Below are 26,181 nucleotides of genomic sequence, written 5' to 3'. Positions count from 1 at the left end.
GGATACCGCGTGCCACGCGCGGCATTGACGGTTTCTTAACACCCTCCGCGTCACACCGCGGGCGCCGGGCCGGGCCTGGCCCGACGCCGCCGGGGTTCAGTCGAGCGGCGAGAGGAACTCGCGGAACTCGCCGGGCGTGGTGTGCAGCCCCCAGATGCGCTCGGCGACGGCGTCAAGACCTCGTTCGGGATCGTCGGCCTGTATTGCGCCGGGGATCACGAGCTGCGCCACCCGGATGCCGTCGGGGGCCAGGGCGTCGTGCAACATCTGCACGTACGCGCTCTCCCCGGCGAAGCCGATGGACGTGCCCGCGTATCCGGCGCGCGGGCGCACGGAGGTGCCGCCGTTGACGAACACGAGCGTGCCCGCGCCCGCCTGGCGCATGCCGGGCAGCACCGCGTTCACCGCGGCGACGGGGCCGAGCACGGAGAACCGGACGGCCTCCAGGATGTCCGCCGCGGGGGTCTCGGTGACGGGCCGCAGGTAGTGGCGGGCGGGCAGCGGGCTGTACTGGAGCACGGAGACCGGCCCGAGGTCGGCGGACGCGGCGGCCAGGGCCGCCGCGAGCGCGTCGGCGTCCAGCACGTCGGCCGCGTAGCCCCGCGCGGTGACGCCGTCGCCCGTCAGCTCGGCGGCGAGCGCGTCGACCTTGTCCTGGCTGCGGGAGATCAGCGCGACGGCGAAGCCTTCGCGCCCGAAGCGCCGGGCGACGGCCCGGCCGACGCCGGGTCCGGCGCCGATGATGGCGATGGTGGACATGCGGCGAGTCCTTTCGTAGGTGTCGCCTCGACGCTACGTCCGGTGGCGCGGGTCGGACAGACCCTGTCAGGGCACCCCTCGCCCGTCACCGCTCGTTCGGGATCAGCCGCCAGGCGACGACGGCGGCCACCGCGACCAGCACCGCCGCCACCACGCACGTCGTCTGCAGCGACGCGACGAACGCCTCGCGCGCCGCGTCCAGCACGGCCGCCTCCAGCCCGGCCGCCTGCTCCCCCGCCACGGCGACCGCCGAGGCGAGCGAGTCGCCCGCCTGGGCCGCGGCGTCGGGCGACAGGCCCGCAGGCAGGGCGACCCGGCCCTGGTAGCCCAGGGTGACCAGCGAGCCGAGCACGGCGACGCCCAGCGCGACGCCGAGCTCGTACGCCGTCTCGGAGATCGCCGAGGCCCCGCCCGCCTTGGCCGGCGGGACGGCGGAGACCACGGCGTCCGTGGTCAGGGTCATCGCGAGCCCGACGCCGAGCCCGGCCGGGATCAGGGCGAGCGCGAGCCACGCGTAGTGGTCGGCGCCCTCGGCCACGGCGATCGCGACCATGCCCAGCGCGGTGACCGCCAGCCCGAGCGCGATGGCACGGCCGCGCCCGAACCGCCGCAGCGACCAGCCCACCACCACGACCACGGCGATGGACGCGATGGTGGCGGGCAGCTCGGCGACGCCCGCGACCAGCGGCGAGAACCCGCGCACGAGCTGCAGGTACTGCGAGAAGAAGAACAGCATGCCGGTCAGCGCGAAGATCGCGATCAGGTTGGCCGCCACCGCGCCGCTGAACGCCGGGACCTTGAACAGCCCGACGTCGAGCAGCGGGCCGCGGCCGTCCGCCGCGAGCCGGTTCTGCCGCCGCACGAACCAGACGCCGGAGCCCACCGCGAGAGCCAGCACGCCGGTCGCGAGCGCGTCGACGCCCTCGGACGCGGCGTGCTTGATGGCCCAGACCAGCGGCATCACCGCGGCGAACGACAGGAGCACCGACAGCAGGTCGAGGCGGCCGGGGTGCGGGTCCTTCGCCTCGGGCAGCAGCACGGCGCCGGCGACCACGAGCACCAGCACGACGGGCACGTTGACGAGGAAGACCGAGCCCCACCAGAGGTGCTCCAGCAGCAGCCCGCCGACCAGGGGTCCGATCGCGGCGCCGCCGCCCGCCGCGGCGGACCAGACGGCGATGGCGCGGCTGCGCTCGGCAGCCTCGGGAAACAGCGTGCGGATGAGGGAGAGCGTCGAGGGCATGATCGTGGCCCCCGCGACGCCGAGCAGCAGTCGCGCGGCGATCAGGGTCTCCGCGTTGGGCGCGAAGGCGGCCAGGGCCGAGGCGACGCCGAACGCGCTGGCGCCGATCAGCAGCAGGCGCTTGCGCCCGATCCGGTCGGCCAGGGTGCCCATGGTGACCAGGAGCCCGGCGATGGCCAGCGAGTAGATGTCGCCGATCCACAGGACCTGGGTGGCGGTGGGCGCGAGGTCGCGGGTGAGCGACGGCACGGCCAGGTAGAGCACGGTGCCGTCGATCGCCAGCAGGCCGACCGCCAGCACGAGGACGGCGAGCGCGGCCCACCGGCGGCGCACGGAGAGAAGGGGAGCAGGAGCGGTCACTCGCGTAACTGTACCGTCTAGCCGGTACAGTTTTCGAGGACGAGGCCTGTGACGCGGCCTATAGTGCGTGCCGGGCGGTGCGACGGAGACGAGGTGGTGGCAGTGGGCCGGACGGCGGGCAGGAGCCCGGAACAGACGCGCGCGGCGATCCTGGACGCGGCGAGCCGGCTGGTCCGCGAGCGCGGGGTGTCGGCCAGCCTGGACGACGTCGCGCGCCGGGCGGGCGTGTCCAAGGGCGGGCTGCTCTACCACTTCGCGAACAAGCACGACCTGCACCTCGCCCTGGCGACCGACTGGCTGGAGCGGTTCCGCACCGCGGTGCTCGCCGCGGTCCCGGCCGACGACGCCGCCCCCGGCCGCCTCACCCGCGCCTACGTGCGCGTGTCGATCGACGGCGCCCTGGACGCCGCGGCCTCCCGGGACGCGCTGGTGGTGATCGCGCACCTGTCGAGCGTGGACGCCGTCATCGACCTGGCCCGGGCGGACGCACGCCGCTGGCAGGACGACCTCCGGGCGGACGGCCTGCCCGAGGACGTGCTGTCGCTCGTGGTGGCGGCGGCGGACGGCGCCAGCGCGCAGCCCGCCTGGGGCGGCGAGCCGACGCCGGAGGAGCTGGCCCGGCTGCGCGGGCAGCTGCTGGCGCTCACCGTGGCCCAGGGCTGACGACGACAGACAGCACCGGCGGCGGACGGTGCCGCCGTCAGACCGCCTCGCTCCCCCGGTCGAACCGGGCGCGGCTCTCGCGGAGCTGCTGCCCGTGGTCCTGCGCCCAGTCCACGAACCCGTGCGCCAGGTCCATGAGCTTCCAGCCGAGCGGGGTCAGCTCGTACTCGACGCGCGGCGGCACCTCCGCATAGGCGGTGCGGGTGATCATCCCGTCCCGCACCAGGCCGCGCAGGGTCTTGCTGAGCATCCGGTGCGAGACGCCGGCCACGACCGCCTGGATGGCGGAGAAGCGCTGCGGCCCGTCGGAGAGGGAGGCCACCACGAGCAGCGTCCACCGGTCGGCGACCTGGCCCATGAGGTCCCGGGTCAGCTCGTGCGTCTCGCTGTCGCACGGCGCGTCGGAGCCCCCGGGCATCCTCGCCGCCAGGCTCTCCAGACGCGTGTCACGCGGGATCGGCGCCATGCCGCATTGCTTCCTCTCGGGTTACCGACGAACTGCAAAGTGCGTATTTGAAAACTGGATTACCCGGGTTTCCGCACTGTTGTCTCACGTGGACCAACCACCCCGGGCCCGCGTTCGTTCCCGCGCCCGGGGGGTCCACCGACACACTCCCGGAAGCGAAGGACGAGCAATGCTCAAGATCGGAATCATCCTCGGCAGCACCCGCCCCGGCAGGAACGGCGAGGCCGTGGCCAAGTGGGTCTACGAGATCGCGTCGCAGCGCACGGACGCCGAGTTCGAGCTCGTCGACCTGGCGGACTACCCTCTGCCCCACCTCGACGAGCCCCTGCCACCGGCCACGGGCCAGTACGCCCACGACCACACCAAGGAGTGGGCCGCCAAGGTGGCCGAGTTCGACGGCTACGTGTTTGTGACCCCCGAGTACAACCACTCCACCTCGGGCGTGCTCAAGAACGCCCTCGACTTCGTCTACGGCGAGTGGAACAACAAGGCGGCGGGCATCGTCTCCTACGGCGGCGTGGGCGGGGCCCGCGCCGCGGAGCACCTGCGGCTGATCCTCGCGGAGCTGCAGGTCGCGACGGTGCGCCAGCAGGTTGCGCTCTCGCTGATGACGGAGTTCGAGAACTACTCCGTGTTCAAGCCGGGCGAGCACCTGACCCCTGCCCTGGACACGCTGCTGGACCAGACGGTCGCCTGGTCCGGCGCCCTGGAGCCGCTGCACGCCTGAGCCCGCACGCCCGGGCCCCTCGGCAGGGGCCCGGGCGCGTCACCTCCGGAAGGTGCGCAGCCGCAGGCTGTTGCCCACCACGAACACGCTGGAGAACGCCATCGCGGCGCCGGCCAGCATCGGGTTGAGCAGGCCGAGGGCCGCCAGCGGGATCGCGGCGACGTTGTAGCCGAAGGCCCAGAACAGGTTGGTCCGGATCGTGCCGAGCGTCCGGCGCGACAGCCGGATCGCGTCGGCGGCCGAGGTGAGGTCACCGCGCACGAGCGTGATGTCCGCCGCCTCGATCGCGGCGTCCGTGCCCGTGCCCATCGCCAGGCCCAGGTCGGCCTGCGCGAGCGCCGGGGCGTCGTTGACGCCGTCCCCGACCATCGCCACGATCCTGCCCTCGGCCTGCAGCTTCGCCACGACGTCGGCCTTGTCCTGCGGCATGACCTCGGCGATCACCTCGGTGATCCCCACGGCGGCGGCGACCTGCTCCGCCACGGGCCGGTTGTCACCGGTGAGCAGCACGGGCGTGAGCCCGAGCGCCACGAGCCGGGCGACGGCGTCGGCGCTGGTCGGCTTGACCTGATCGGCCACGACGAGGATGCCGCGGGCCTGCCCGTCCCAGCCGACGGCGACCACGGTCCGGCCCTCGCCCTCCGCGCGGGCCTTGGCCCGGGCCAGGTCCTCCGGCAGGTACTGGGACCAGTCGGCGAGCAGGCTCTCGCGCCCGACGACGACAGCGTGCCCGTCGACGACGCCCTGCACGCCCAGACCCTGGACGCTCTCGAACGACTCGGGGACCGGCAGGTCGCCGACCTCCTGGGTGGCGCCCTTGGCGACGGCCTGCGCCACGGGGTGCTCGGAGGCGTCCTCCAGCGCGCCCGCGAGCCGCAGCAGGTCCTGGCGGGAGATGCCGTCGGTGGGGACGGCCTCCTGGAGCGTCATCCGGCCGGTGGTGACGGTGCCGGTCTTGTCGAGCACCACGGTGTCGACCTTGCGGGTGGACTCCAGCACCTCGGGCCCCTTGATGAGGATGCCGAGCTGGGCCCCGCGGCCGGTGCCCACCAGCAGCGCGGTGGGCGTGGCCAGCCCGAGGGCGCACGGGCAGGCGATGATCAGCACCGCGACGGCGGCGGTCAGCCCGGCCGCGGCGGGGAACCCGGCGCCGAGCCAGAAGCCCAGGGTCGCCACCGCGATCGCGATGACCACCGGGACGAAGATGCCGGAGACCCGGTCGGCCAGGCGCTGGATCTCCGCCTTACCGGACTGTGCGTCCTCGACCAGGCGCGCGATCCGTGCGAGCTGGGTGCCCGACCCGACCTCCGTGGCCCGCACGACGAGGCGGCCGCCCGAGTTCACGGTCGCCCCGGCCACGGTGTCGCCGACGCCGACCTCGACGGGGACGGACTCCCCCGTGAGCAGCGACGCGTCGATCGCGGACGAGCCGGCGACGACCACGCCGTCGGTGGCGACCTTCTCCCCCGGCCGCACCACGAACTCGTCGCCCACGGCCAGGCTCTCGACCGGCACGCGGGTCTCGGTCCCGTCGCGCAGCACCGCGACGTCCTTGGCGCCCAGCTCCAGCAGCGCCCGCAGCGCGGCGCCCGCCCGGCGCTTGGACCGCTTCTCGAAGTAGCGCCCGGCCAGCACGAACATCGTGACGCCGGTGGCCACCTCGAGGTAGATGTTGGCGGCACCGTCGGACGGCGCGACCGTCAGCTCGAACCCGTGCGTCATCCCGGGCTCGCCCGCCGTGCCGAGGAACAGCGCGTACAGGGACCAGCCGAAGCCGGCCAGCACGCCCAGCGAGACGAGGGTGTCCATGGTGGCGGCGCCGTGCCGCAGGTTGGTCCACGCCGCCCGGTGGAACGGCCAGGCCCCCCACAGCGCGACGGGGGCCGCCAGGACGAGCGACGCCCACTGCCAGTAGGTGAACTGCCAGGCCGGGACCATCGCGAGCGCGATCACCGGCACCGTGAGCACCACGGTGGCGATCAGCCGGTCCCGCAGCCCGGACAGCTCCCGGTCCTGCGCGCCGGCCGCGCCGTCGTCGTCCGCCGGAGCCTCGGGAGGCGCGGACAGGACAGCGGTGTAGCCGGTCTTCTCGACCTCGGCGACCAGCGCGCCCAGGTCGTACCCGGCGGGCGCGGTGACCTTCGCCTTCTCGGTGGCGTAGTTGACGCTCGCCGTCACGCCGTCGAGGCGGTTGAGCTTCTTCTCGATCCGCATGGCGCACGACGCGCAGGTCATGCCGCCGATCTCCAGGTCGACCGTGGTCGTCGGCTCGTCCGTGCGGGACGTGGTGCCCGACATCAGTCCCTCCCCTTCGTGTCCAGGACGAAGCGCGCGGTGTGCACGTCCCCGTCCACCTTGAAGTCCAGGTACAGCAGGTAGCGGCCCGGGGTGGGCGCCTCGGTCAGGAACGTGACGTCCGGCCCGGACACCGCGCCCGGCTCGGGCTCGTGGCCCTCGGGGTGCACGTGCAGGTAGGCCAGGTCGCCCGCGCGCAGCGCGACGAGGTGCCCGAAGGCGCCGAGGTACGGCTCCAGGTCCGTGACCGGCTCGCCGTCGCGCGTGACGGTCGCCGTCAGCGTCGACTCCCCGCTCGCGCTCAGGTCTCCCGTGAGCGTCGCGGTGTACCCGCCGGTCGTGTCGGACGCCGACACCGCCGTCGCCGGCCGGGGGTCGAGCGGACCCGCGACGTCGACCGTCCGGCCCAGCGTCAAGTTCTCGCCGGTCGCCTCGGGGACGAAGTCCGCGAGCACGCGGTAGGTGCCCGCCTCGTCCCAGGTCCACGGTATCGACCAGACGCCGTCGGCCGACATCGTCGGGTGCACGTGCCGGAACTGCTCGCCGTCGGAGCGGACGACGACCAGGTGCAGCTCCTTGTCGTGCTCCGTGGCGAACTCGGTCACCGCCGCGCCGTCGGGCGAGGTGACCGAGAACGAGAGCGTGCCCCGCTCGCCCACCTCGTCCGGGACGGTCACCGGGCTCAGGAGCAGGCCGTCCTGCTCCAGCGACAGCCCGCGCACCGGCGCCGGGCCGGCGCCGTCCTGCCCGTGGGTGCCGGCCGGCTCGCCGCCCGCGTCCCCGTGGGCCGCACCGGTCATCTCCATGTCCTCGGCCCCGTCGGCCCCGGCCGCCGCCGACCAGGCGACGACCGAGGCCTCCGGGACGACCGCGCCCGCGACGGCGAAGGACGCGACGAACAGCGCCGCGAGCCCCCCGCCGTACAGGCCCAGCCGCTGGGGCGCGTTCATGAGAGACGCGCCGCCTCGTATCCCGCCTCGTCCACGGCGGCCAGGACCGCGGCCTCGTCCAGCGCCGCGGCGCTGCGGACCACGAGCCGGCCGGTCGCCGCGCTCACGTCGACCTGCTCCACACCCGGGAGGCGGCTCACCTCGCCGCGCACCGACATCTCGCAGTGCCCGCAGGTCATCCCCGTCACCTCGTACTCGCTCGTCGCCATCGTCTCGCCTCTCGGTGTTGATACCTTGCTACCCCTAGGGGGTAACCGTATGCCGCTCACCATATACCCCTGAGGGGTATCACGCGCAACACCGCACCCGGCCTCACCCGCCGGAAAAGTGCTGCGCCGGCCCCGCCGCCCCTGACAGGGTGGCGCGATGGACGCCACCGGGAACGAGACACGGGCCGCCTGGGCCGTCGCATCGCGCAAGTACGAGGACGAGTACGCCGAGCACCTCGCCCTGGCCCGCACCGCGGAGCTCCTGCCCGCCGAGGTCGACGCCCTCGGCGACCTCGTCGCCGGCGCCGACGTGGTGCACCCGATGAGCGGCCACGGGCTCGACGACATCGCGCTCGCACGCCTGGGGGCGCGCTCCGTGCACGGGCTCGACTACAGCGAGGCCGCCGTCTCCAGCGCGCGGCGCCGGGCGGACGAGCTCGGCCTGCCGTGCCGGTACACCCGGGCGGCCCTGCCCGCGAGCGGGCTGGAGACGGCCTGCGCCGACCTGGTCTACACCGGCAAGGGCGCACTGATCTGGCTCGCCGACCTGGGCGCGTTCTTCGCGGAAGCGCGCCGGCTGCTCCGGCCGGGCGGGCATCTCTACGTGTACGAGGCGCACCCCATGGTGCCGCTGTGGGACTGGAGCGCCGACGAGATCCGGGTGCGCCCCGACCGCGGGTACTTCGCCCCCGCGCACGTCAACGACACCTACCCCGGCAACGGCGCCGTGGAGCGGCAGCACACGCTCGCGGGCATCGTCACGGCCTGCCTGCGCGTGGGGTTCGAGATCGAGGAGCTGCACGAGCATCCCGAGCCGTTCTGGCGCCCGGACGGCCTCACCGCCGCCGCCTGGGACGGTCGCGTACCCAACACGTTCAGCCTGCTCGCGCGCCGGGCCTGACCGCTACCGTCAGCACATGCTCGTCGACGCGAAGGAATGGGTCGACCGGCGCACGGAGTCCTTCTGACCCGCGTCGCGCTGACCCCTCGTCGCGACGCGAAAGACTGCGTCCGGGCCGCGGTATTCACGCGGCGACAGAACCACATTTCGGCGACAATTCACCTCCTCCGTCGATAGGGTTGCCGACGTCGCGCCTGTGTAGTGGCCGGGCGGGCTTTCTTTTTGTGGAGTGATGATCAGGAGGGCGCATGAGCTTTGCCTCACGCGTATTTGAGAACCGTCGGTCGGTCGTATCGGTGGGGGTGGTGGCGCTCTTCGGCGCGGGTCTGGTCGGCTTCGCGCTCCTCTACGACGGTGAGGCCACCGCCGACGTCGACCTGAACGACTCGGGCGTCTGGGTGACCCAGACGGCGAAGGGCAACCTGGGCCGGTTCAACTACGAGGCCAAGACCATCGACGGCGTGCTGGTGGCCGGCTCGGGAAGCTTCGACGTGGAGCAGGACGCCCAGCGCGTGCTCCTGGACAGCGCGGGCAGCTCGTCCGCGAGCCCGGTCAACCCGGCGCAGCTCGCGTTCGACACCACCATGAACTTCCCCGCGGGGGCGCAGGTCGCCGCGGGCGGCGCCACCACGGCGGTGTACGACGGCGACACCGGCCGGGCGTGGGTGATGCCGTTCGACTCGGCGGCGTTCGACGAGAAGGAGCTCAAGCCCACGGTCGAGGCGGGCAAGGGTGGCAAGCTCGCGGTGGGCAAGGACGGCACCGTGTTCCTGGCCGTGCCGGCCGACGGCAAGCTCTACACGATCCCCACCAGCTCGCAGGGCGTCGCCGAGGACGCCGACGAGGCGTCGCTCCCCGTGAGCGCCGACGCCACGGTGCTGGTCTCCGCGGTAGGTGACGAGCCCGTGGTGCTCGACCAGTCCACCGGCAACCTCGTGCTGCCGGGCGGCGACACCGTGTCGATCGAGGAGGGCGCGCAGAGCATGCTGCAGCAGCCCTCCGACGAGGCGGAGAACGTGGTGCTGGCCACCCCGCAAGCGCTGGTGACGGTACCGGTCGGCGGCGGGAAGCCGACCACGTTCGGCTTCCAGGGTGCGGCCGGCGGCACGCCGTCCGCCCCCGTGCAGCTCGGCGGCTGTCTCTATGGAGCGTGGGCCGGCGGCCAGGTGCTCCGGGACTGCGAGGGTTCGCACAACGACGTCAACGAGGTGCTCGAGGGCGTGAGCGCCGGGATGAACCTGGTCTACCGGGTCAACCGGAACGTGATCGTGCTCAACGACATGGCGGGCGGCCTGCTGTGGATGGCCGCCGAGAAGTTCGAGGTGGTCGACGAGTGGAAGCTCACGACCCCCAAGGACGGCAAGGGCAAGAAGACCGAGACCGAGGAGGCCACGCCGGAGCAGGTCGACCAGGCCGTGGCCGACCGCAGCAAGCCCAACCGCGCGCCCAAGGCGGTGGACGACACGTTCGGTGTGCGGCCGGGCCGCACCACGGTGCTCAACGTGCTGGGCAACGACTCGGACCAGGACGGCGACGTGATGGTGGCGTCGGTCAAGGGTGAGGTCGAGGGCGGCATCGCGGTGGACCGCGTGCTCGACGGCACGGCGCTGCAGGCGAACGTGCCCGACGGCGCGACCGGGACCACCAGCTTCACGTACGAGGTGAACGACGGCCGGGGCGGCACCGACGAGGGTTCCGTGGACGTCAAGGTGGTGCCGCCGGAGGAGAACAACGCGCCCGAGCAGCCGGGCAAGCCGGTGCTCGTGGTGGGCCAGGGCGGCCTGGGCACCATCAAGGTGCTGCCGTACTTCAAGGACCCGGACGGCGACGACATGTTCCTGTCCAGCGCCACCACGGCCGACCCCCTGGACGAGGTGCGGTTCCGGCCGGACGGCACCGTCGAGTTCCGGGACGGCGGCACCGTGACGGGCAACAAGATCGTCGACGTCCTGGTGTCCGACGCCATGGGCCAGTCCTTCCCGGGCACGCTGATCGTCGACGTGGTCGCCACCAACGTGCCGCCGGTCGCGGTGCAGGACCACGTGGCCGTGCTGGCCGGCGAGCCGGTGACGGTGGACCCTGTCGCCAACGACTTCGACCCCAACGGCGACGACTTCCGGCTGATCCGGGTCGACGACAAGCAGGGCGCGACGATCACGACCAACGCCACGACCGAGACCTTCAAGTTCGAGTCGGACACCCCCGGCGCGTACGACGTGATCTATCACGTCAGCGACGGCCTCGCGCCGACGATGGGCCTGGTGCGCGTGGACGTGGTGGAGCCACCGGAGGAGTCCGGGGCGCCGGTCGCGGTCTCCGACCAGGTGCTGCTGCCCGCCGGCGGCACCGCCCTGGTGGACGTGCTCGCCAACGACACCGACCCCGCGGGCGGCGTGCTCGTGGTGCAGGGGGTCAGCGTGCCCGGCGACGCGCCGGTGACCGTGTCGGTGCTCAACCACCAGATCCTGAAGGTCTCGGAGGTCAAGCGCCTGGAGGGTCCGGTGACCCTGAGCTACAAGGTGGCGAACGGCACGAGCACGTCCACCGGTCAGGTGCGCGTGGTGCCGATCCCGGCGCCGGCGCAGCTGCGTCCGCCGGAGGCGGGTCCCGACGAGGCGACCGTGCACGTGGGCGACGTGGTGACCATCCCGGTGCTGAAGAACGACACGCACCCGGACGGCCTGGAGCTGACGCTGACCGACGAGCTGCAGGAGTCGCCGCCGGCCGCGGCGGGCGAGGCGTTCGTCTCGGAGGACACGGTGCGGTTCCGGGCCGGCCAGGAGGCCGGGACGTACCACGCCGTCTACGAGGTGTCGGACGCCAACGGCCAGAAGGACTCGGCCCAGGTCACGATCAGGGTGCTCGACGCGCCCGAGAACTCCGCCCCGCAGCTGCCCGACATCGAGGCGCGGGTGCTCAGCGAGGGCGTCGTCCGGATCCCGCTGCCGCTGGACGGCTCGGACCCCGACGGCGACTACGTCTCCCTGAGCTCGATCTCCGCGGCGCCGTCGCAGGGCACCGCCACGATCGTGGACGGGTTCATCGACTACGCGGCGTCGGCGGGCTCGGCGGGCCTGGACACCTTCACCTACCAGGTCACCGACACGCGCGGCGCCCCCGCCGAGGGCGTCGTCCGGGTCGGGATCGCGATGCCCCCGGCGTCCAACCAGGACCCGCAGGCGGTCGACGACGTGACGACGGTGCGGCCCGGCCGGACCGTCGCGGTCGCCGCCCTGGAGAACGACTCGGACCCCGACGGCAACCAGATCGGACTGGTGGCGAGGGGCTTCGAGGGCACGGGCGACCTCGAACCCCAGGCGGTGGACGACGACGTCGTGGTCACCGCACCCGACACGGAGGGCCCCTACTCCTTCTACTACGGCATCCAGGACACCTACAAGGCACGCGCCAGCGGCGCCATCACCGTGAACGTGGACGCGAACGCGCCCCTGCTGCGTCCCATCGCCCACGACGACGTCGTGACGGTCGACGACGTGGAGGGTTCGAGCAGCGTCACGCTCGACGTGCTGGCCAACGACGTGGACCCGGACGGCGTGGCCGCCGACCTCGAGGTCTCCGTGGACGGGGACGAGGAGGGCGTGACCGTCACCGAGTCCGGCGCCGTCAAGGTGGAGCTGACGCAGGACGCCCAGGTCATCACGTACACCGTGACCGACATCGACGACCTGGAGGCCAAGGCGTTCGTCCGCGTGCCGGGCGACCAGGCGCGGCCGCACGTCAAGCCGGGCCTGGAGCCGCTCAAGGCGACCAGCGGCGAGCCGCTGACGATCGACATCGCGGACTACGTGGTGGTGCGCGACGGCACCGAGCCGCGGATCACCGAGGACCGGACGGTCAAGGCGCTGGAGGGCACGGCCACGGTCGAGGACCACGACACGATCGTCTACACCTCGACGGCGGACTACGCCGGGGCCGCGTCGGTCAGCTTCGAGGTGACCGACGGCGACGGGCCCGACGACACCGAGGGCCTGACGGCGGTGCTGACGCTGCCGATCGACGTGACCCCGTCCAAGAACATGCCGCCCAAGATCACCGGGACGCCGGTGCTCAGGGTCGCCCCGGCCGAGATGGCCGAGGTGGACCTGTCGCGGTACGCCAGGGACCCGGACAAGGACCCGCTGACCTTCGAGGTCAAGGGCACCGAGGACATCACCACGTCCGTGACGGGCACGACCGTGCGCGGCGAGGTCGACGCGTCGGTCCCGAAGGGCACGTTCCAGGAGATCCCCATGACGGTCTCCGACGGCAAGAACCCGCCCGTCGAGGCCGAGCTGACCGTCGAGGTGGTGCCGTCGACCCGGGAGAAGGCCAAGACGGCGCCCGACGTGGTGCTGAACGCCCACCAGGGCGAGGCCACCACGGTCCCGGTGCTGAGGAACGACACCAACCCGTTCCCGGAGTCCCCGCTCAAGGTGGTCGACGCGGCGCGCGAGACGGGCCAGGGCGACGTCTCGCACAACGGCTCCGAGGTGATCGTCACCCCGGCCGCCGACTTCACCGGCGTCATGACCGTGCGCTACCGCGTGCAGGACGCGACGGGCGACCCCGACCGCGAGGTCGACGGCATCGCGAAGCTGACGGTGCTGGGCCGGCCCGAGGCGCCCCGGGCGCCGCGGGTGGAGGAGGTGCGTTCGGAGACGGTCGTGCTGAGCTGGGACCAGCCGAACAACAACGGGTCGGAGATCACCGGGTACACGCTGCGGACGCAGAACGGTCAGGAGCACGCCTGTGACACGACCACCTGCACGTTCGACGGGCTCAAGAACAACGTGAAGTACCGGTTCACGGTCACCGCGACCAACGAGGTGGACGAGTCCGAGCCGTCCCCGGCGTCGCGCGAGGTCCGTCCGGACGAGAAGCCGGACAAGCCCGAGCCCCCGACGCTCGATTTCGACAACCAGAGCCTGACGGTCAGCTGGAAGAACAAGGCCTACACGGACCGCTCGCCGATCGAGTGCGTGAACCTTGAGATCAGCCCCGCGCCGGCGAACAACGTGACCCAGAAGGCGTGCGTCGAGAACACCTCGGTCAAGTGGTCGGGGCTGGAGAACGGCACGGCGTACACGGTCCGGGTGCAGGCCAAGAACGAGGCCGAGGAGCCGTCGGAGTGGAGCGACCCCTCCGCGCCGGAGACCCCGGCCGCGCCCCCGGCGCGGCCGGGCGCGCCGACCGCGCAGCGCGTGAACACGGGCGTCGGCGGCCAGATCACCGTGTCGTGGACGGCCCCGGCCAACAACGGCGACGCGGTGAAGCGGTACTACCTGGACGTGTACAAGGACGGATCGAAGGTCAACACCATCCCCGTCACGGGTACCTCGAAGGCGGTCCAGGAGCTGAACACCAGCTCGACCTATACGTTCACGGTCCGGGCCGAGAACAAGGCGGGCAGGTCCGAGGCCAGCCCGCAGTCGAACGCGGTGGTGCCGTACGGCGTGCCGCAGGTCCCCGGCCGGCCCGCGGCGAAGCTCGGGTCGAACACGAGCAACCAGGCGGACGTGAGCTGGGCCGCCATCCCGAGCTCGGAGTTCCGGGGCAGGAGCCCGCGGTACGAGGTCACGCACAACAACGGTACGGACCACCCCAGCGCGGGCAACACGACCGTGTACACGTACAAGAGCCTGACCAACGGGACGGCGTACACGTTCCAGGTGCGGGCGTGCAACGCCGACGCCTGCTCGGACTGGTCCGCAGCCTCGAACCCGGTGACCCCGTACGGCCCGCCGAAGACCCCGACGATCACGGCGACCGCCGGGATCGGCAAGGTCACGTTCACGTGGGACGCGCGACCGGAGAACGGCCTGCCCACCACCGCGCGGGTGACCGGCGCGGTCACCAGCACGGCCAAGAACGGCACCGCGTCGGCCACGGCCAACGAGGGTCAGACCAAGGAGGCCTGCGTCACGGTCACCGACTCCCAGAACCGCACGGCGCGGGCCTGCGCCTCGAAGGCGGCCCTGACGCCGCGGGCCTGGGTGACCGTGGGCGGCAACAGCGGTGACTGCGCGAGCTGCCGCAACTGGGTGCTGAACTGGTCGGGCTTCGACACAGGCAACCACCAGGCGGCCTGCTGGGCGGGCAACACCCGGCAGTACGACCAGGACAGCCCGACCGACTGGCACGACATCCACCCGCCGCACGCCACCACGTGGGGCGGCAGCACCACGTACCCGATGAACGGGGCCAGCGGCAACCGGACGCTCTCGTGCTTCATGAGCGCCAAGTACAACGGGGCCGAGGTGGCCTTCATGGTCGACGGGAAGCTGTACCAGGTCTCGAGGTGGAACAGCTGACGCCGGTCGGCCGGGACGGCTGACGTCAGTCCTCGCGGGGCGCACGGGTGACCGTGCGCCCCGCGCTGTCGTTCCCGGCGAGTCCGTTCAGGAGCAGCGCGGTGATCGTGTCGATCACCCCCATTATTCCTTGACACGAATATTCTCTGGGGCGAATACTCGACTCCGTGGACGCACTCCTCATCGCACTGGCCGATCCGGCCCGCTGGCGACTGGTGAGCCTGCTGGCCGAGCGACCGCGCTCGGTCGGTGTGCTGGCCCAGCTCGCCCCGGCGCGCCAGCCGCAGACGACCAAGCACCTGCAGACCCTGGAGCGCGCGGGCGTCGTCACCTCCCAGCGCACCGGCCAGCGCCGCGTGTACGCGCTCCGGCCCGGACCGCTGCGGGATCTGGCCGCGACGCTCGGCCGGCTCGCCGACACGGCCGAGCAGGCCGGCGGCGCGCGCGAGACCTTCGACCGCTACGGGCTCAGCCTCCGCGCCGAGCGGCTCGCCGCACAGGAGCCGGGCTGGGCCGACGACCGCTCGTTCTCGTTCCTCCGGTCGCTGCCCGCGAGCCCCGACCTGGTCTGGCGGCACCTGACCGAACCCGCGCTGCTCGCCGGCTGGTGGGCGCCCGACGACCTGCGGGTCTCCGAGCTCGTCTTCGAGCCGCGGGAGGGCGGGCGGGTCGTCCTGGAGTACCGCGACGTCGAGGACACGGGCGGCTCGGACGTCGTCGTCGGGCGCGCGGAGGGCGTCGTCGAGCGGGCGCGCCCCGGCACGCGGCTCGTCTACCGGTCGTCGCCGCTGCTGCCCGGCGGCGGCGTCGCCTTCACCGCACAGGTCGACCTGGGCCTCGTGCCCACCGACGCGGGCACCGACCTCGACGTCCGCTACCGGATCGCCGACAGCACCATCGACTCCGCCGACTTCGTCGCGGGCATCGAGATCGGCTTCGGCCAGAGCCTCGACAAGCTCGCGGCGATCCTCGCCGCCGCGCCGTCCGGCACGGCCGACGCGCCCGACACCGACACCAGGAGCACACCGTGACCGAGCAGACGAGCGGCCGCAGGGTCGTCACCAACATGAGCCTCTCCCTCGACGGCCACTACGCCGCGGCCGACCCCCAGGACATGAGCTGGGTGCTGCCGTACGCCGTCGGCGATGTCGCCCGCGACCACCTGACCAGCCTCTGGGAGCCGGCGACGACGGCCCTGCTCGGACGGGTCAACGCCGAGGGGTTCCTCGGCTTCTGGCCGACCGTCGTCGGCATGGAGGGCGCCGACCCCCGCGACGAGGGTTTCGCGAAGTGGCTCGTCGACACGGAGAAGGTGGTCCTGTCCTCCACCCTGTCCCCGGCACCCGGCGAGGCGCCGTGGGAGCGCACGACGGTCATCGACAAGCCGGCCGCCGAGGTGGTCGCCGACCTCAGGGCGGCCGACGGCGGCGACATCGTCGTGTTCTCCAGCGCGAGCGTCATCAAGGCGCTGTTGGCGGCCGGCGAGGTGGACCGGCTCGCGCTCATGATCTTCCCGATCTTCCTCGGTGACGGCCCGCGCCTGTTCGACGACGGGCTGCCCGCGGAGAGGTGGACGCTCGTCAGCCGGACCGCGGGCGAGCACGGCGAGCTGGCCCTCGTCTACGACCGGGTCCGCTGAGGTCAGACGTCGTACCGGTCGGGCACCCGCATCGCCGGTCCCCCGACCTGCAGGCCGAGGGGTTCCGCACGACCCCTCGGCTCCTCCCACTCCTCCTGGCGGCCCAGCGCGGTCAGGTCGAGGTACTGGTAGCCGTTGTGGAACTCCTCGATGCCGCGGCCGAACGTCGAGTAGGTGTGGAAGACCTCGTCGTCGACCTGCAGGAACGCGCTGATACCCGGGAGCTCGGTGCCGTTCATGCTCTCCGTCCACGGCCCGCCGGTCCACGGCGTGCCGGCCTCGGTCAGCTCGGCCTCGTCGCGGAAGTGCAGCTGCACGGGCGTGACCCGGTTGTCCAGGGTCCCGTGGAAGTCGTAGTTGAAGTCGCTGCCGTAGGAGGAGTACCAGGGGAACGCCCAGCCCATCCGCTCCCGGTACGCGGCGAGCTTCTCCTGCGGCGCGCGCGAGACGGCCACGAGGGTCGTGCTGCGCACGTGCAGCTGCCGCAGCCGGCCGATGCCGTCGGCGGCCGACGAGCAGCTCGGGCACGCCTCGTCCCAGTCCGGGGCGAACATGAAGTGGTGCATGACGAGCTGCGGCCGGCCCTCGAACAGGTCGAGCAGGCGCACGGGCCCGTGCGGACCCTCGAACGTGTAGGGCTTGTCCACGCGGACCATCGGCAGCCGGCGCCGCTCGGCGTTGAGCTGGTCCCGGGCCTTGGTGAGCGCCTTCTCCTTGGCCAGCAGCTCCCGGCGTGCGGCGTCCCACTCGTCGCGCGACACCACCTCGGGCAGATTGTCCATCGTCATCTCGACAGCTCCGGGGTCTCGTCCTGGACCGAGATCTCAGCCTGACACCGACCGGGGGCGGGCACCAGGCCCCGCCCCCGGCGGGGCCCGCCTACCCCGCGCTGTCCGCCGCCAGCCGCTGCGCGACGGCCGCGGCCTCGGCGGCCCTGACCTGGGCCTTCTTCGCCCGCCGCGCGGCCCGGGCGGCCCGCTTGGGGCTGCTGCCCTCCGAGCGCCGCTCGAACAGCGTGTAGATCACCGGCACCACGTACAGCGTCAGCAGCGTCGACGAGACGAGCCCGCCGATCACCACGAGCGCCAGCGGCTGCGAGATGAACGCCCCGCCGCCCGTCAGGCCGAACGCCATCGGGGTCAGCGCCAGGATGGTCGCGGCGGCCGTCATCACGATCGGCCGCAGGCGCTGGCGCGCACCCTCCCGCACCGCCTCGTCGAGCGGCCGTCCGGCGGCCCGGTACTGGTTGATCAGGTCGATCAGCACGATCGCGTTGGAGACCACGATGCCCACCAGCATCAGCACGCCGATCAGGGCCGCGACATCCAGCGGCGTGCCCGTCAGCAGCAGCGCCAGCAGGGCGCCCGTCGCCGCGAACGGCACCGAGACCAGCAGGATCAGGGGCTGCCCGATGCTCCGGAACGTCGCCACCATCACCAGGTACACGATGAGGATCGCCGCCAGCAGCGCCAGGCCCAGGTCGGCGAACGCGTCGGCCTGGTCGGCCGCCACACCGCCCACGCTCACGTCCGCGCCGTTCGGCAGGTCCAGCCCGTCGATCTCCTCGGTCAGGGCCGTGGTCAGCGTGCCCAGGTCCTGGCCCGCCGGGGTCACCGCCACGGTCGCGCTGCGCTCACCGTCCACCCGCGTGACCGACGCCGGGGCCGACACCTCCTCGACCGTCACCAGGTCGCTCAGCGGGACCACGACCGCCGCCGTCGGCACGTCGATCTTCTCGATCTCGGCCGTCGTGGCCGGCACGTCGCCGGCGACGACGACGTCGAGCGACGCGCCGTCCAGGTCCACGGTGCCGATGCTCATCTCGTTCATCGCGCCGGCCACCAGTCCGGAGACCGTCGCCTCCGTCAGCCCGGCCTCGGCCGCCGCGTCGCGGTCCACCGTCACCTGCACCGTCGACTGCTCGGCGGCCAGGTTGTTGGTCACGCTCTCGACGCCGTCGAGGTCCGTGACCGCGTCCTCGACGTCGCTCGCGGCGGCGGCCAGGTCGTCGGCGTCGGGCGCGGTGACCACCAGGTCCACGGTGGTGCTGGAGAACCCGGAGTCGCCCGCGGCGACGGTCACCTCGCCGTCCAGGGTGGCGGTGTCGAGCGCCTCGCGGACGTCGTCCTGCACCGCCTCGCTGTCGGCGTCCTCGTCCAGCGTCATCGCGAACGACGCGCTGCTCCCGCCGCCGCCCATGCCGAAGGCGGCGGCCAGCCCGTCGCCCGACCCGACGGTGGTCTGCACGGTCGCGATGCCGTCGACGCCGGCGAGGACGTCCTCGACCTCCTTGGCCGCCGCGTCCTGGTTCTCCAGCGACGTGCCCGGCTCGAACTCCTGCGTCACCGACAGCGTGTCCTGCCCCGCGGCCCCGATGAAGTTGGTCTCCATGCGCGGCACCAGCGCGAGCGTGCCGCCCAGCAGGGCGATCGCGACCGTCAGCGTGACCGCCGGGTGGCGCAGCGCGGCCGCCAGCGACGGCACGTAGGCGCGCTGCCAGATGCCGCGGCGCTCCTTGAGCTCGGCGGCCTCCCGCATGGCGGCGCCGCCGTCGGCCGAGGCCGGCACCTTGATGAACCAGTACGCGAGGACCGGCACCACGACGAGCGCCACGACCAGCGAGGCGCCCATGGCGATCGCGACGGTGACGGCGAACGGCTGGAACAGCTCGCCCGCCATGCCGCCCACCAGGGCGATCGGGGCGAACACCGCGATGGTGCAGACCGTGGACGCGGTGATGGCAGCGCCCACCTCGCGGACCGCCGTGACGATCGCGTCCACGCGGTCCTCGCCGTAGGACAGGTGCCGCTTGATGTTCTCGATCACCACGATCGAGTCGTCCACGATGCGCCCGATGGAGATGGTCATGGCCGCGAGCGTGAGGATGTTCAGCGTGTAGCCGGTCAGGTTCATCGCCGCGAACGTCACGGCCAGCGACAGCGGGATCGAGACCGCCGCGACCAGCGTGGCCCGCAGCGAGGCCAGGAACACCAGGATCACGAGCACCGCGAACAGCAGGCCGAGCCCGCCCTCCGTGGTCAGGCCCTCGATCGACTCCTCGATGAACGGCGCCTGGTCGAACGTGACGGCGGTGCTCACGCCCGCGTCGTCGAGCTCGTCCTGCACGTCGGCCAGCACGTCCTGCACGGCGTGGGACACGTCGACCGTGTTGCCGTCGGGCGTCTTGGTCAGCGCGATCGCGAGGGACGGCTCGCCGTCCAGGCGCGAGAAGGAGGTGGGCTCGACGTCCTTGACGCTCACCTTGGCGACGTCACCCAGGTGCACGACGGCGGCGGGGCCGGCCTCGGCGGCAGGCTGCTCGGCGGCCGGCGCCTCGCCGGTGGCGCCCGGGGCGCCCGGAGCGCCCGCGGCCGCACCGGATCCCGCGGAGCCCGCGGACGGGACGATCGGCAGCTTCTCGAGCTCCTTGACGGTGCTCACGGTGGTGCCCACCTGGACGCTGCTGGTGCGGCCGTCCTCGGTGACCGAGCCGACCGGCGTGACCGTGCCGTTGTCCTGCAGCAGCGACGAGAGCTGGGCGGCGGTGAGGCCGGCGGCGGCGAGCTTCTCGTCGTCGGGCTCGATCACGACCTGGCGCTCGGTGGTACCCGTCACCGTGACGTCGCGGACCTCCGCGATGCCCGACAGCTCGGGCACCAGAACGGAGTCGATCGTGTCGGTCAGCTCCCGCTCGGTGCCGTCGCCGGACACCGCGAGCTGCACCACGGGCAGGTCGTCGAACGAGCCGGCCATGACGTCGGGCTCGACGTCGTCCGGCAGGTCCTGGAGGCCCCCGACGGCGGAGGTCATCTCCTGGCTGGCCGCGTCGATGTCGGTGCCGTACTCGAGCTCGACGGTGGTCATCGAGACGCCTGTGGAGACCGTCGAGGTCACGCCCGTGACGCCGTCGATCGCCTCGACGGCGGTCTCGATCGGGTCGGTGACGCGCTCCGCGACGATCTCCGGCGAGGTGCCCGGATAGACCGCGGTGACCGCCACGACGGGCACGTTCAGCGACGGTATGAGTTCCTGCCGGAGCTGCCCCATGCTGAAGATGCCGACGACGAAGACGGCGATCGTCGCGAGTGCCACGAGGGCACGGTTCGCGAGCGACATTCGGGCAAGACGAAACACACTGCCTCCAGATCTGGGGTTCACGCCGGGGTCCCACGACTCCGTCGGCGCAGTATTTTGCCTAACGCAAAGGATCACGCCCGGGTTCCCGCGACGCAACTCCGGTTCTCGTGCCGCCCGCGGACCACTAAAGTCACCCCGTGACCGACCAGACCCGCGCGCAGCTCGCCGCCGAGCTCGCCGAACTGCACCACGAGCTGGGCGAGGCGTTCTTCGCCTCCCGGCTCCGGCCGCTGCTGGAGACGGACCTCACGGTGCAGCAGCTCAGAGCGCTGGCCCTGGTGCAGGTGGACCGCGACTCGACGCCGCAACGGCTCGCCGAGGCGCTCGGCGTCTCCGCCGCCACGGTCTCCGGGATCCTCGACCGGCTCACGGCCGCCGGGATGATCGTGCGCACCCCGGACCCCGACGACGGCCGGGTGCGCCGCGTGACCAGCACGGAGAAGGGCAGCGAGGCGATCCGGCGCATCGTCGCGCTCGAGGACGACCTGCCGCCCGACCTGCTCGACCTGCTCGACGTCGACGACCTGCGCGCCCTGACCCAGGGGACCCGCGCCCTGCTGGAGGCGACGCGGAGGCTCGCCCGGTAGCGGGGGCACGGGCCGAAGCGGACCGAGGCAGTTCAGCCGCAGCCGGATGACGGCCGGGATCAGGCGTGGCGGCGCGCCGTGTCCTGGGCCAGGCGGTGGAGCAGCGCCCGGGCCTCCGGCGGGGCCGTGACCTCGATGTGGTCGGCGAACTGGAGAAGCTGCCGGGCGGCCTGGACCTGGGCGTAGGCGACCGTGATCGGCACCCGGCCGGCGGCGTCGGCCGCGCCGACCGTGCGCAGCCGGGAGCCCAGGATGCGGCGGGCCAGGTCCACGCCGTCGACGTCCAGGAGCGCCTCGACCGTGATCTCGTGCCGCGTCTCCAGCGCCTGGCCGAGCCCGCGCGCGACGTCCTCCAGGGCGACGTCGCGGACCCGGCGCGGCTCGTCGAGCAGTGCCCAGCGGTCCAGGCGGGTCAGCGCGAACAGCCGGGGTACCGCGTCGACGTCGGCGACGAGGTACCAGCGGTCGACCCGGAGCAGCAGGCCGTACGGGTCGACCACCAGGTCCGACGCCGAGCGGGCGCCGCTGCGCCGGTAGGTGACGCGCAGCCGCCGGGCCTGGCGCAGGTCGCGGGCGAGCGCGGCCACGTCGGGCGGGTCGCCCGCCGGCTCGGCGGCGAACCAGGCGCGGTTCTCGACCGTGACGACGTCGGCCAGGGAGAGCGGCGCTGCCCCCGACCGCGCCGGGGGCGCGCCGGGGCGGGTCGCGAACTTGCCGACGGCGGCGCGTGCGGCCGTCTCCGCGCCGAGCGCCCGGGCCCGGTCGAGGTCCACGCCTACGGCGCGGAGCACGTCGACCTCCGACGTGGTCAGCCGGCTGAGGTCGACCTGCTGCCCCGGCAGCAGGCTGATGCCGCCGTACCTGCCGCGCTCGGTGAGGACGGGGATGTCGGCGTCGACGAGCTTCTGGACGTCGCGCAGCACCGTTCGGGTGGACACGCCGAACTCCTCCGCGAGCGACTCCGCGGTGGTGTGCCGCCGCGCCTGGAGCGCACCGAGCAGGCCGATGAGGCGCTGTGCCGAGGTCATTCTTGCTCTCCGGTCGGTCGCTGGAGGTTGAACATGACAGGTTCTGTCGCATTATCGCGCGAGCGTGGGTCCGTCGCCGAACGTCGGCGGCGTCCTGGAAGGAGCAAACCCATGCCCGCACCCAACCTCTTCCTCGTCTACGTGACCGACGTCGAGCGCGCCACGGCGTTCTACGCCGACCTGTTCGAGATCGAGCCGGTCATGCGCGCCCCGCGCTACGTGCCGTTCGAGATCGCGCCCGGCGTGCTGTTCGCGCTGTGGAGCGGCCACACCGACGGGCTCTCCGCGCAGACCCCGCGGTCGTTCGAGGTGGGACTGATGGTGTCCCGGTCCACGGCGGCCGTCGACGAGGTGTACGCAGCGTGGGTCGCGAAGGGCGTCACCGTGGTCGAGGAGCCGCACGACGAGGTCTTCGGGCGCACGTTCGTGGTCGCCGACCCGGACGGCAACCTGATCCGCGTCTCGCCCACCGACTGACCGGTCGGCGCAGCCGCGCGGCCGTCGCGCCGACCGCACGACGGCGGCGCGGCGGCCCCACGACGGCGGCGCGCCGCGCGCCCGGGCCGCACGTAGGGTGTGTGCCGTGCCGGACACCACCGCCCCTGAGCCGTTCGCCCCGCAGGCCACGCCGGAGGCGATCGAGGACCTGCGCGCGCGGCTGCGGGCGACCCGCTGGCCCGACGCCCCCGAGGACGTCGGGTGGTCGCTGGGCACCGATCTCGACTACCTCCGCGAGCTCGTCGCGTACTGGGCGGACGGGTTCGACTGGCCCGCCCAGGAGGCGGCGCTGGCGCGGCTCCCCCGTTTCCGGACGTCGGTCGGCGGGCTGGGGATCCACTTCGTGCACGCGCGCGCCGTCGCGCCGACCGGCCCGGTGCTGCCGCTGGTGCTCAGCCACGGCTGGCCCGACTCGTTCTGGCGGTACTCGAAGGTCGTGCCGCTGCTGACGGACCCGGGCGCGCACGGCGCGGACCCGGCCGACGCGTTCGACGTCGTGGTCCCGGACATGCCGGGCTTCGGGTACTCGGACCGGCCGACGGGCGCGCCGCTGAGCTCGGTCGCCGTCGCGGGGCTGTGGGCCTCGCTCATGACGGTGCTGGGCCACGAACGGTTCGGCGCGGCGGGCGGCGACATCGGCAGCCACGTGAGCCGGTACCTGGCGCTGGACCACCCGGACCGCGTGGTCGCCGTGCACCGCACGGACGGCGGGCTGCCGGTCTTCGCCGGCGACCCGGCGACGCTCCAGGCCGAGGAGCGTGCCTGGTTCGCCGAGACCGCGACGTGGAGCGCGACCGAGGGCGCGTACGGCGCCATGCACCGCACCAAGCCGCAGACCGTGGCGGCCGGGCTCAACGACTCGCCCGCCGGGCTCGCCGCGTGGATCGTCGAGAAGCTCCGGGCCTGGAGCTTCGGCGACCTGGAGGACGCCTACACCCGCGACGAGATCCTGACGAACATCACGATCTACTGGCTCACGGGCACCATCGGCTCGTCGATGCGGATGTACCACGCCAACGGCGCGATCCCGGCCCGGCAGGTCACGCGGTGGGTCGCGGTGCCGTCCGGGTTCTCGCTGTTCCCGGGCGACATCGTGCGCCCGCCGCGGGCCTGGCTGGAGCGGACCGCCAACACCGTGTACGTGCGCGAGCCGGAGCGCGGCGGCCACTTCGCGGCGTTCGAGGAGCCGGAGCTGTACGCCCAGGAGCTCCGCGACTTCTTCCGCCCGTACCGCGCCTGACTCAGGCGGCGACCCGCTCGGCCCAGTCGATGTGGTGCTCGTAGATCCAGCGACTCGGGTCGTTGCCCGTGCGGGCCATGTGCGCCATCCCGAGCCGCATGACCAGGTCACGGGGCACCGCGGCGAGCGGGTGGAGCGACTTCCACCCGCCGGTACGCCGGCCCTGCTCGACGACGCGCTCGACGCGCTCGCGGCGCAGCCCCTCGTAGGCCGCGAACGCCGACACGACGGTCGGCCGGTCCCGCAGGCACTTCGCCAGCACCACGGCGTCCTCGATCGCCATGGCCGCGCCCTGCCCGATCGACGGGGCCGTGGCGTGGGCGGCGTCCCCGATGATGATCATGCGGTCGTCGTGCCAGACCGGGACCGACGGCACGTCGTAGGTGTTCCAGCCCGCGAAGATCTTCTCGGTGGCGCCGATGATGTCCGCGGCGGGCCCCTTGTCGTCCCGGAAGAGGTCGACCAGCCGGCGCCGCCACTCCTCCGGGCTGATCGCCGCCAGCTCCGCCGGTGTGGGCTCGACCGGGCTCGGCGGGTTCGCCACCCACCACACCTCGCCGTCCGGGTGCGGCGTGAACGCGAAGAAGCAGCGCCGGCCGAAGATCGCGTTCATCATGCCCGGCTCGCTGTCGACCGCTACCCCGGTGGCGTAGCCGCCGGTGTTGAGCAGCCCGTTGTAGCGCGCGCCCGGCGCGTCCGGCGCGAGGATCTCGCGGGTGCGCGACCGCAGCCCGTCGGCGCCGATCAGCAGGTCTCCCTCGGCGGTGGTGCCGTCCGTGAACGAGGCGACCACCCCGCCGTCGGACGGTGCGGCACCCGACGGTGAGGCGCCGACGAGGCGCCTGCCGTGCTCGAAACGCACGCCGCACCGCAGCGCCTCGTCGCGGAGCCTGCGGTACAGGTCCGCGCGCTTGACCGTGCGGCTCGTCGTGCCGTCGCCCGCCGCCTCCAGGCCCGTGCCGTAGGGCAGCTCGCCCAGCGTCCGGCCGGAACCGCTCCGCATCGTGATCCGTGGCGTGTCGAACCCGAGCCCGCGGAGGTCGACGTCCACCGCCCGCAGCGCGTCGAGCGCGTTCACGGCGAGCGTCAGATACACGCCCGCGCTGTCCGCCGTCCGGTCGTAGGCCTCGTACACGGTCGCCTTCATGCCCGCCCGGTGCAGGGCGATCGCGCACGTCGTCCCGGCGATCCCGCCGCCGACCACCATCGTTGTGTATGTCATACACATGAGCGTATGGCATACACTAGGGATCGAGCCAGCCCCTTTTCCCAACGACACGTGAGTGAGCGCAGCACCATGAACGCCAAGGTCCCGACCGGCCTCGACCTGCTCTGGGGAGACGACGGGTTCCCGACGAGGACCCGGCCCGGCCTGAGCCCCGCGCGCATCGTCGCGGCAGCGGTGGAGCTCGCCGACGAGCGCGGCCTGGACGCCGTGTCGATGGCCCGGATCGCCGAGCGCCTCGGCTTCACGACGATGTCGCTCTACCGCCACGTGCGGAGCAAGGAGGAGATCCTCCTGCTCATGCTGGACGCCGTCGCGGCGGTACCGGCGGAGCTCGACGAGCCGCCCGCCGACTGGCGCCTCGGGCTGGAACGCTGGTGCCGCGCGCAGTGGACCATGCTGCGGGCGCACGCCTGGATCGTGGACGTGCCCATCAGCGGCCCGCCGGTGACGCCCAACCAGCTCACCTGGACCGACCGCGCCCTGGCCGCGCTCGAGGACACCGGGCTCGCCGAGAGCGAGAAGGCGGGTGTGGTGCTGCTGGTGGCCACGTACATGCACAACAGCGCCCGGCTGAGCGCGGGGCTCGGGGACGCGGCCTCGGGCGAGTCGGTGGCCGCCCACAGCGGGCTGCTCGGCCGGCTCGCCGACGCCGAGCGATTCCCCGCCCTGCGCCGGGCCGTCGACGCGGGCGCCTACGACTACCCCGCCGACGCCGCCGAGGAGGACCGGCAGCTCGGCTACGAGTTCGGCCTGGACCGCATCCTCGACGGCGTGGCGGCGCTGATCAGCCAGCAGGCGGGCTGACAACGGCGCCCCGGGTCGGCAGTTTGCCCCACAGACTCGGGCGTTTTGTTGGAGGGGGGGCCCCGCCCGGGGCCCCCCCCCACCAAAAAAGCCCCCCCCCCGGGGGGGGGGGGGGGGCGGGCCCACGCCGCACCCC

General features: G+C 73.0%; 20 protein-coding genes. 10 read left to right on the top strand and 10 right to left on the bottom strand.

Going from position 1 to position 26,181, the window contains the following annotated elements; all coding sequences use genetic code 11:
- Nucleotides 1-96: 96 nt before the first annotated feature.
- The gene (locus ACIPN7_RS26725) at nucleotides 97-759 is read right to left on the bottom strand and encodes an SDR family NAD(P)-dependent oxidoreductase (protein ID WP_400549698.1); all 663 of its coding nucleotides are present in this window, start codon (nucleotides 757-759) and stop codon (nucleotides 97-99) included.
- Nucleotides 760-844: 85 nt separating this feature from the next.
- A complete protein-coding gene (locus ACIPN7_RS26720; protein WP_400549696.1) occupies nucleotides 845-2,362 on the bottom strand; it encodes an MFS transporter in 1,518 nt (505 codons plus the stop codon).
- A 93-nt stretch (nucleotides 2,363-2,455) separates the two neighbouring features.
- On the opposite strand from ACIPN7_RS26720, the gene ACIPN7_RS26715 reads away from it, so the two are divergent.
- Nucleotides 2,456-3,025: a TetR family transcriptional regulator gene (locus ACIPN7_RS26715; protein ID WP_400549694.1), complete on the top strand. Its 570-nt coding sequence runs from the start codon at nucleotides 2,456-2,458 to the stop codon at nucleotides 3,023-3,025.
- A 37-nt stretch (nucleotides 3,026-3,062) separates the two neighbouring features.
- Here the strand turns inward: ACIPN7_RS26715 and ACIPN7_RS26710 are convergent, their stop codons facing one another.
- On the bottom strand, nucleotides 3,063-3,491 hold the full coding sequence (locus tag ACIPN7_RS26710; RefSeq protein WP_400549692.1) for a winged helix-turn-helix transcriptional regulator: 429 nt from the start codon (nucleotides 3,489-3,491) through the stop codon (nucleotides 3,063-3,065).
- 169 nt (nucleotides 3,492-3,660) lie between these two features.
- On the opposite strand from ACIPN7_RS26710, the gene ACIPN7_RS26705 reads away from it, so the two are divergent.
- Nucleotides 3,661-4,218, top strand: coding sequence for an NADPH-dependent FMN reductase (locus ACIPN7_RS26705; protein ID WP_400549690.1), 558 nt, complete (start codon nucleotides 3,661-3,663; stop codon nucleotides 4,216-4,218).
- A gap of 39 nt (nucleotides 4,219-4,257) precedes the next feature.
- On the opposite strand, the gene ACIPN7_RS26700 is transcribed toward ACIPN7_RS26705, so the two are convergent.
- Genes ACIPN7_RS26700 through ACIPN7_RS26690 form a run of 3 tightly spaced genes read right to left on the bottom strand, consistent with a single transcriptional unit; the run spans nucleotide 4,258 to nucleotide 7,672 of the window.
- Nucleotides 4,258-6,516, bottom strand: coding sequence for a heavy metal translocating P-type ATPase (locus ACIPN7_RS26700; RefSeq protein WP_400549688.1), 2,259 nt, complete (start codon nucleotides 6,514-6,516; stop codon nucleotides 4,258-4,260).
- A complete protein-coding gene (locus ACIPN7_RS26695) occupies nucleotides 6,516-7,463 on the bottom strand; it encodes a heavy-metal-associated domain-containing protein (protein WP_400549686.1) in 948 nt (315 codons plus the stop codon). Before ACIPN7_RS26695 ends, ACIPN7_RS26700 begins: the two co-directional genes overlap by 1 nt.
- Nucleotides 7,460-7,672: a heavy-metal-associated domain-containing protein gene (locus tag ACIPN7_RS26690; RefSeq protein ID WP_400549684.1), complete on the bottom strand. Its 213-nt coding sequence runs from the start codon at nucleotides 7,670-7,672 to the stop codon at nucleotides 7,460-7,462. The genes ACIPN7_RS26695 and ACIPN7_RS26690 overlap by 4 nt, the downstream gene beginning before the upstream one ends.
- A 157-nt stretch (nucleotides 7,673-7,829) precedes the next feature.
- Between ACIPN7_RS26690 and ACIPN7_RS26685 the strand changes: the two genes are divergently transcribed.
- The 4 genes from ACIPN7_RS26685 (at nucleotide 7,830) to ACIPN7_RS26670 (ending at nucleotide 16,523) form a co-directional block, all read left to right on the top strand.
- Nucleotides 7,830-8,573 carry a class I SAM-dependent methyltransferase gene (locus ACIPN7_RS26685; RefSeq protein ID WP_400549683.1) on the top strand — a complete coding sequence of 248 codons (744 nt, stop codon included), beginning with the start codon at nucleotides 7,830-7,832 and terminating at the stop codon, nucleotides 8,571-8,573.
- Between the two features lie 248 nt (nucleotides 8,574-8,821).
- Complete coding sequence (locus tag ACIPN7_RS26680; protein WP_400549681.1) at nucleotides 8,822-14,884, top strand: Ig-like domain-containing protein; 6,063 nt, start codon at nucleotides 8,822-8,824, stop codon at nucleotides 14,882-14,884.
- Between the two features lie 167 nt (nucleotides 14,885-15,051).
- A complete protein-coding gene (locus tag ACIPN7_RS26675; RefSeq protein ID WP_400549679.1) occupies nucleotides 15,052-15,915 on the top strand; it encodes a metalloregulator ArsR/SmtB family transcription factor in 864 nt (287 codons plus the stop codon).
- Nucleotides 15,912-16,523, top strand: a complete 612-nt coding sequence (locus ACIPN7_RS26670) for a dihydrofolate reductase family protein (RefSeq protein WP_400549677.1) — start codon at nucleotides 15,912-15,914, stop codon at nucleotides 16,521-16,523. The genes ACIPN7_RS26675 and ACIPN7_RS26670 overlap by 4 nt, the downstream gene beginning before the upstream one ends.
- Before the next feature lie 2 nt (nucleotides 16,524-16,525).
- Here the strand turns inward: ACIPN7_RS26670 and ACIPN7_RS26665 are convergent, their stop codons facing one another.
- Nucleotides 16,526-17,311: a DUF899 domain-containing protein gene (locus ACIPN7_RS26665; RefSeq protein ID WP_400549675.1), complete on the bottom strand. Its 786-nt coding sequence runs from the start codon at nucleotides 17,309-17,311 to the stop codon at nucleotides 16,526-16,528.
- A 91-nt stretch (nucleotides 17,312-17,402) separates the two neighbouring features.
- Nucleotides 17,403-20,615, bottom strand: a complete 3,213-nt coding sequence (locus ACIPN7_RS26660) for an efflux RND transporter permease subunit (protein ID WP_400549673.1) — start codon at nucleotides 20,613-20,615, stop codon at nucleotides 17,403-17,405.
- A 182-nt stretch (nucleotides 20,616-20,797) separates the two neighbouring features.
- Between ACIPN7_RS26660 and ACIPN7_RS26655 the strand changes: the two genes are divergently transcribed.
- Nucleotides 20,798-21,247 (top strand): MarR family winged helix-turn-helix transcriptional regulator, encoded by a 450-nt coding sequence (locus ACIPN7_RS26655; protein ID WP_400549671.1) that lies wholly within the window; start codon nucleotides 20,798-20,800, stop codon nucleotides 21,245-21,247.
- Between the two features lie 59 nt (nucleotides 21,248-21,306).
- Here ACIPN7_RS26655 and ACIPN7_RS26650 read toward each other — a convergent pair whose 3' ends face one another.
- Nucleotides 21,307-22,275 (bottom strand): helix-turn-helix transcriptional regulator, encoded by a 969-nt coding sequence (locus tag ACIPN7_RS26650; RefSeq protein WP_400549669.1) that lies wholly within the window; start codon nucleotides 22,273-22,275, stop codon nucleotides 21,307-21,309.
- A gap of 111 nt (nucleotides 22,276-22,386) precedes the next feature.
- Between ACIPN7_RS26650 and ACIPN7_RS26645 the strand changes: the two genes are divergently transcribed.
- Nucleotides 22,387-22,752 (top strand): VOC family protein, encoded by a 366-nt coding sequence (locus ACIPN7_RS26645; protein ID WP_400549667.1) that lies wholly within the window; start codon nucleotides 22,387-22,389, stop codon nucleotides 22,750-22,752.
- Between the two features lie 106 nt (nucleotides 22,753-22,858).
- A complete protein-coding gene (locus ACIPN7_RS26640) occupies nucleotides 22,859-24,013 on the top strand; it encodes an epoxide hydrolase family protein (protein ID WP_400549665.1) in 1,155 nt (384 codons plus the stop codon).
- Between the two features lies 1 nt (nucleotide 24,014).
- Here the strand turns inward: ACIPN7_RS26640 and ACIPN7_RS26635 are convergent, their stop codons facing one another.
- Complete coding sequence (locus ACIPN7_RS26635) at nucleotides 24,015-25,235, bottom strand: FAD-dependent monooxygenase (RefSeq protein ID WP_400549663.1); 1,221 nt, start codon at nucleotides 25,233-25,235, stop codon at nucleotides 24,015-24,017.
- Between the two features lie 57 nt (nucleotides 25,236-25,292).
- Here ACIPN7_RS26635 and ACIPN7_RS26630 point away from each other — a divergent pair, with 57 nt between their 5' ends.
- Complete coding sequence (locus tag ACIPN7_RS26630; RefSeq protein ID WP_400549661.1) at nucleotides 25,293-26,045, top strand: TetR/AcrR family transcriptional regulator; 753 nt, start codon at nucleotides 25,293-25,295, stop codon at nucleotides 26,043-26,045.
- Nucleotides 26,046-26,181: the final 136 nt, after the last annotated feature.

The sequence above is a fragment of the Promicromonospora sp. NPDC090134 genome, from assembly GCF_044746965.1.
Classification (GTDB): domain Bacteria; phylum Actinomycetota; class Actinomycetes; order Actinomycetales; family Cellulomonadaceae; genus Promicromonospora.
The sequence above is the reverse complement of the archived record's forward strand: the minus strand, read 5'-3'. Positions and strand labels throughout refer to the sequence as shown.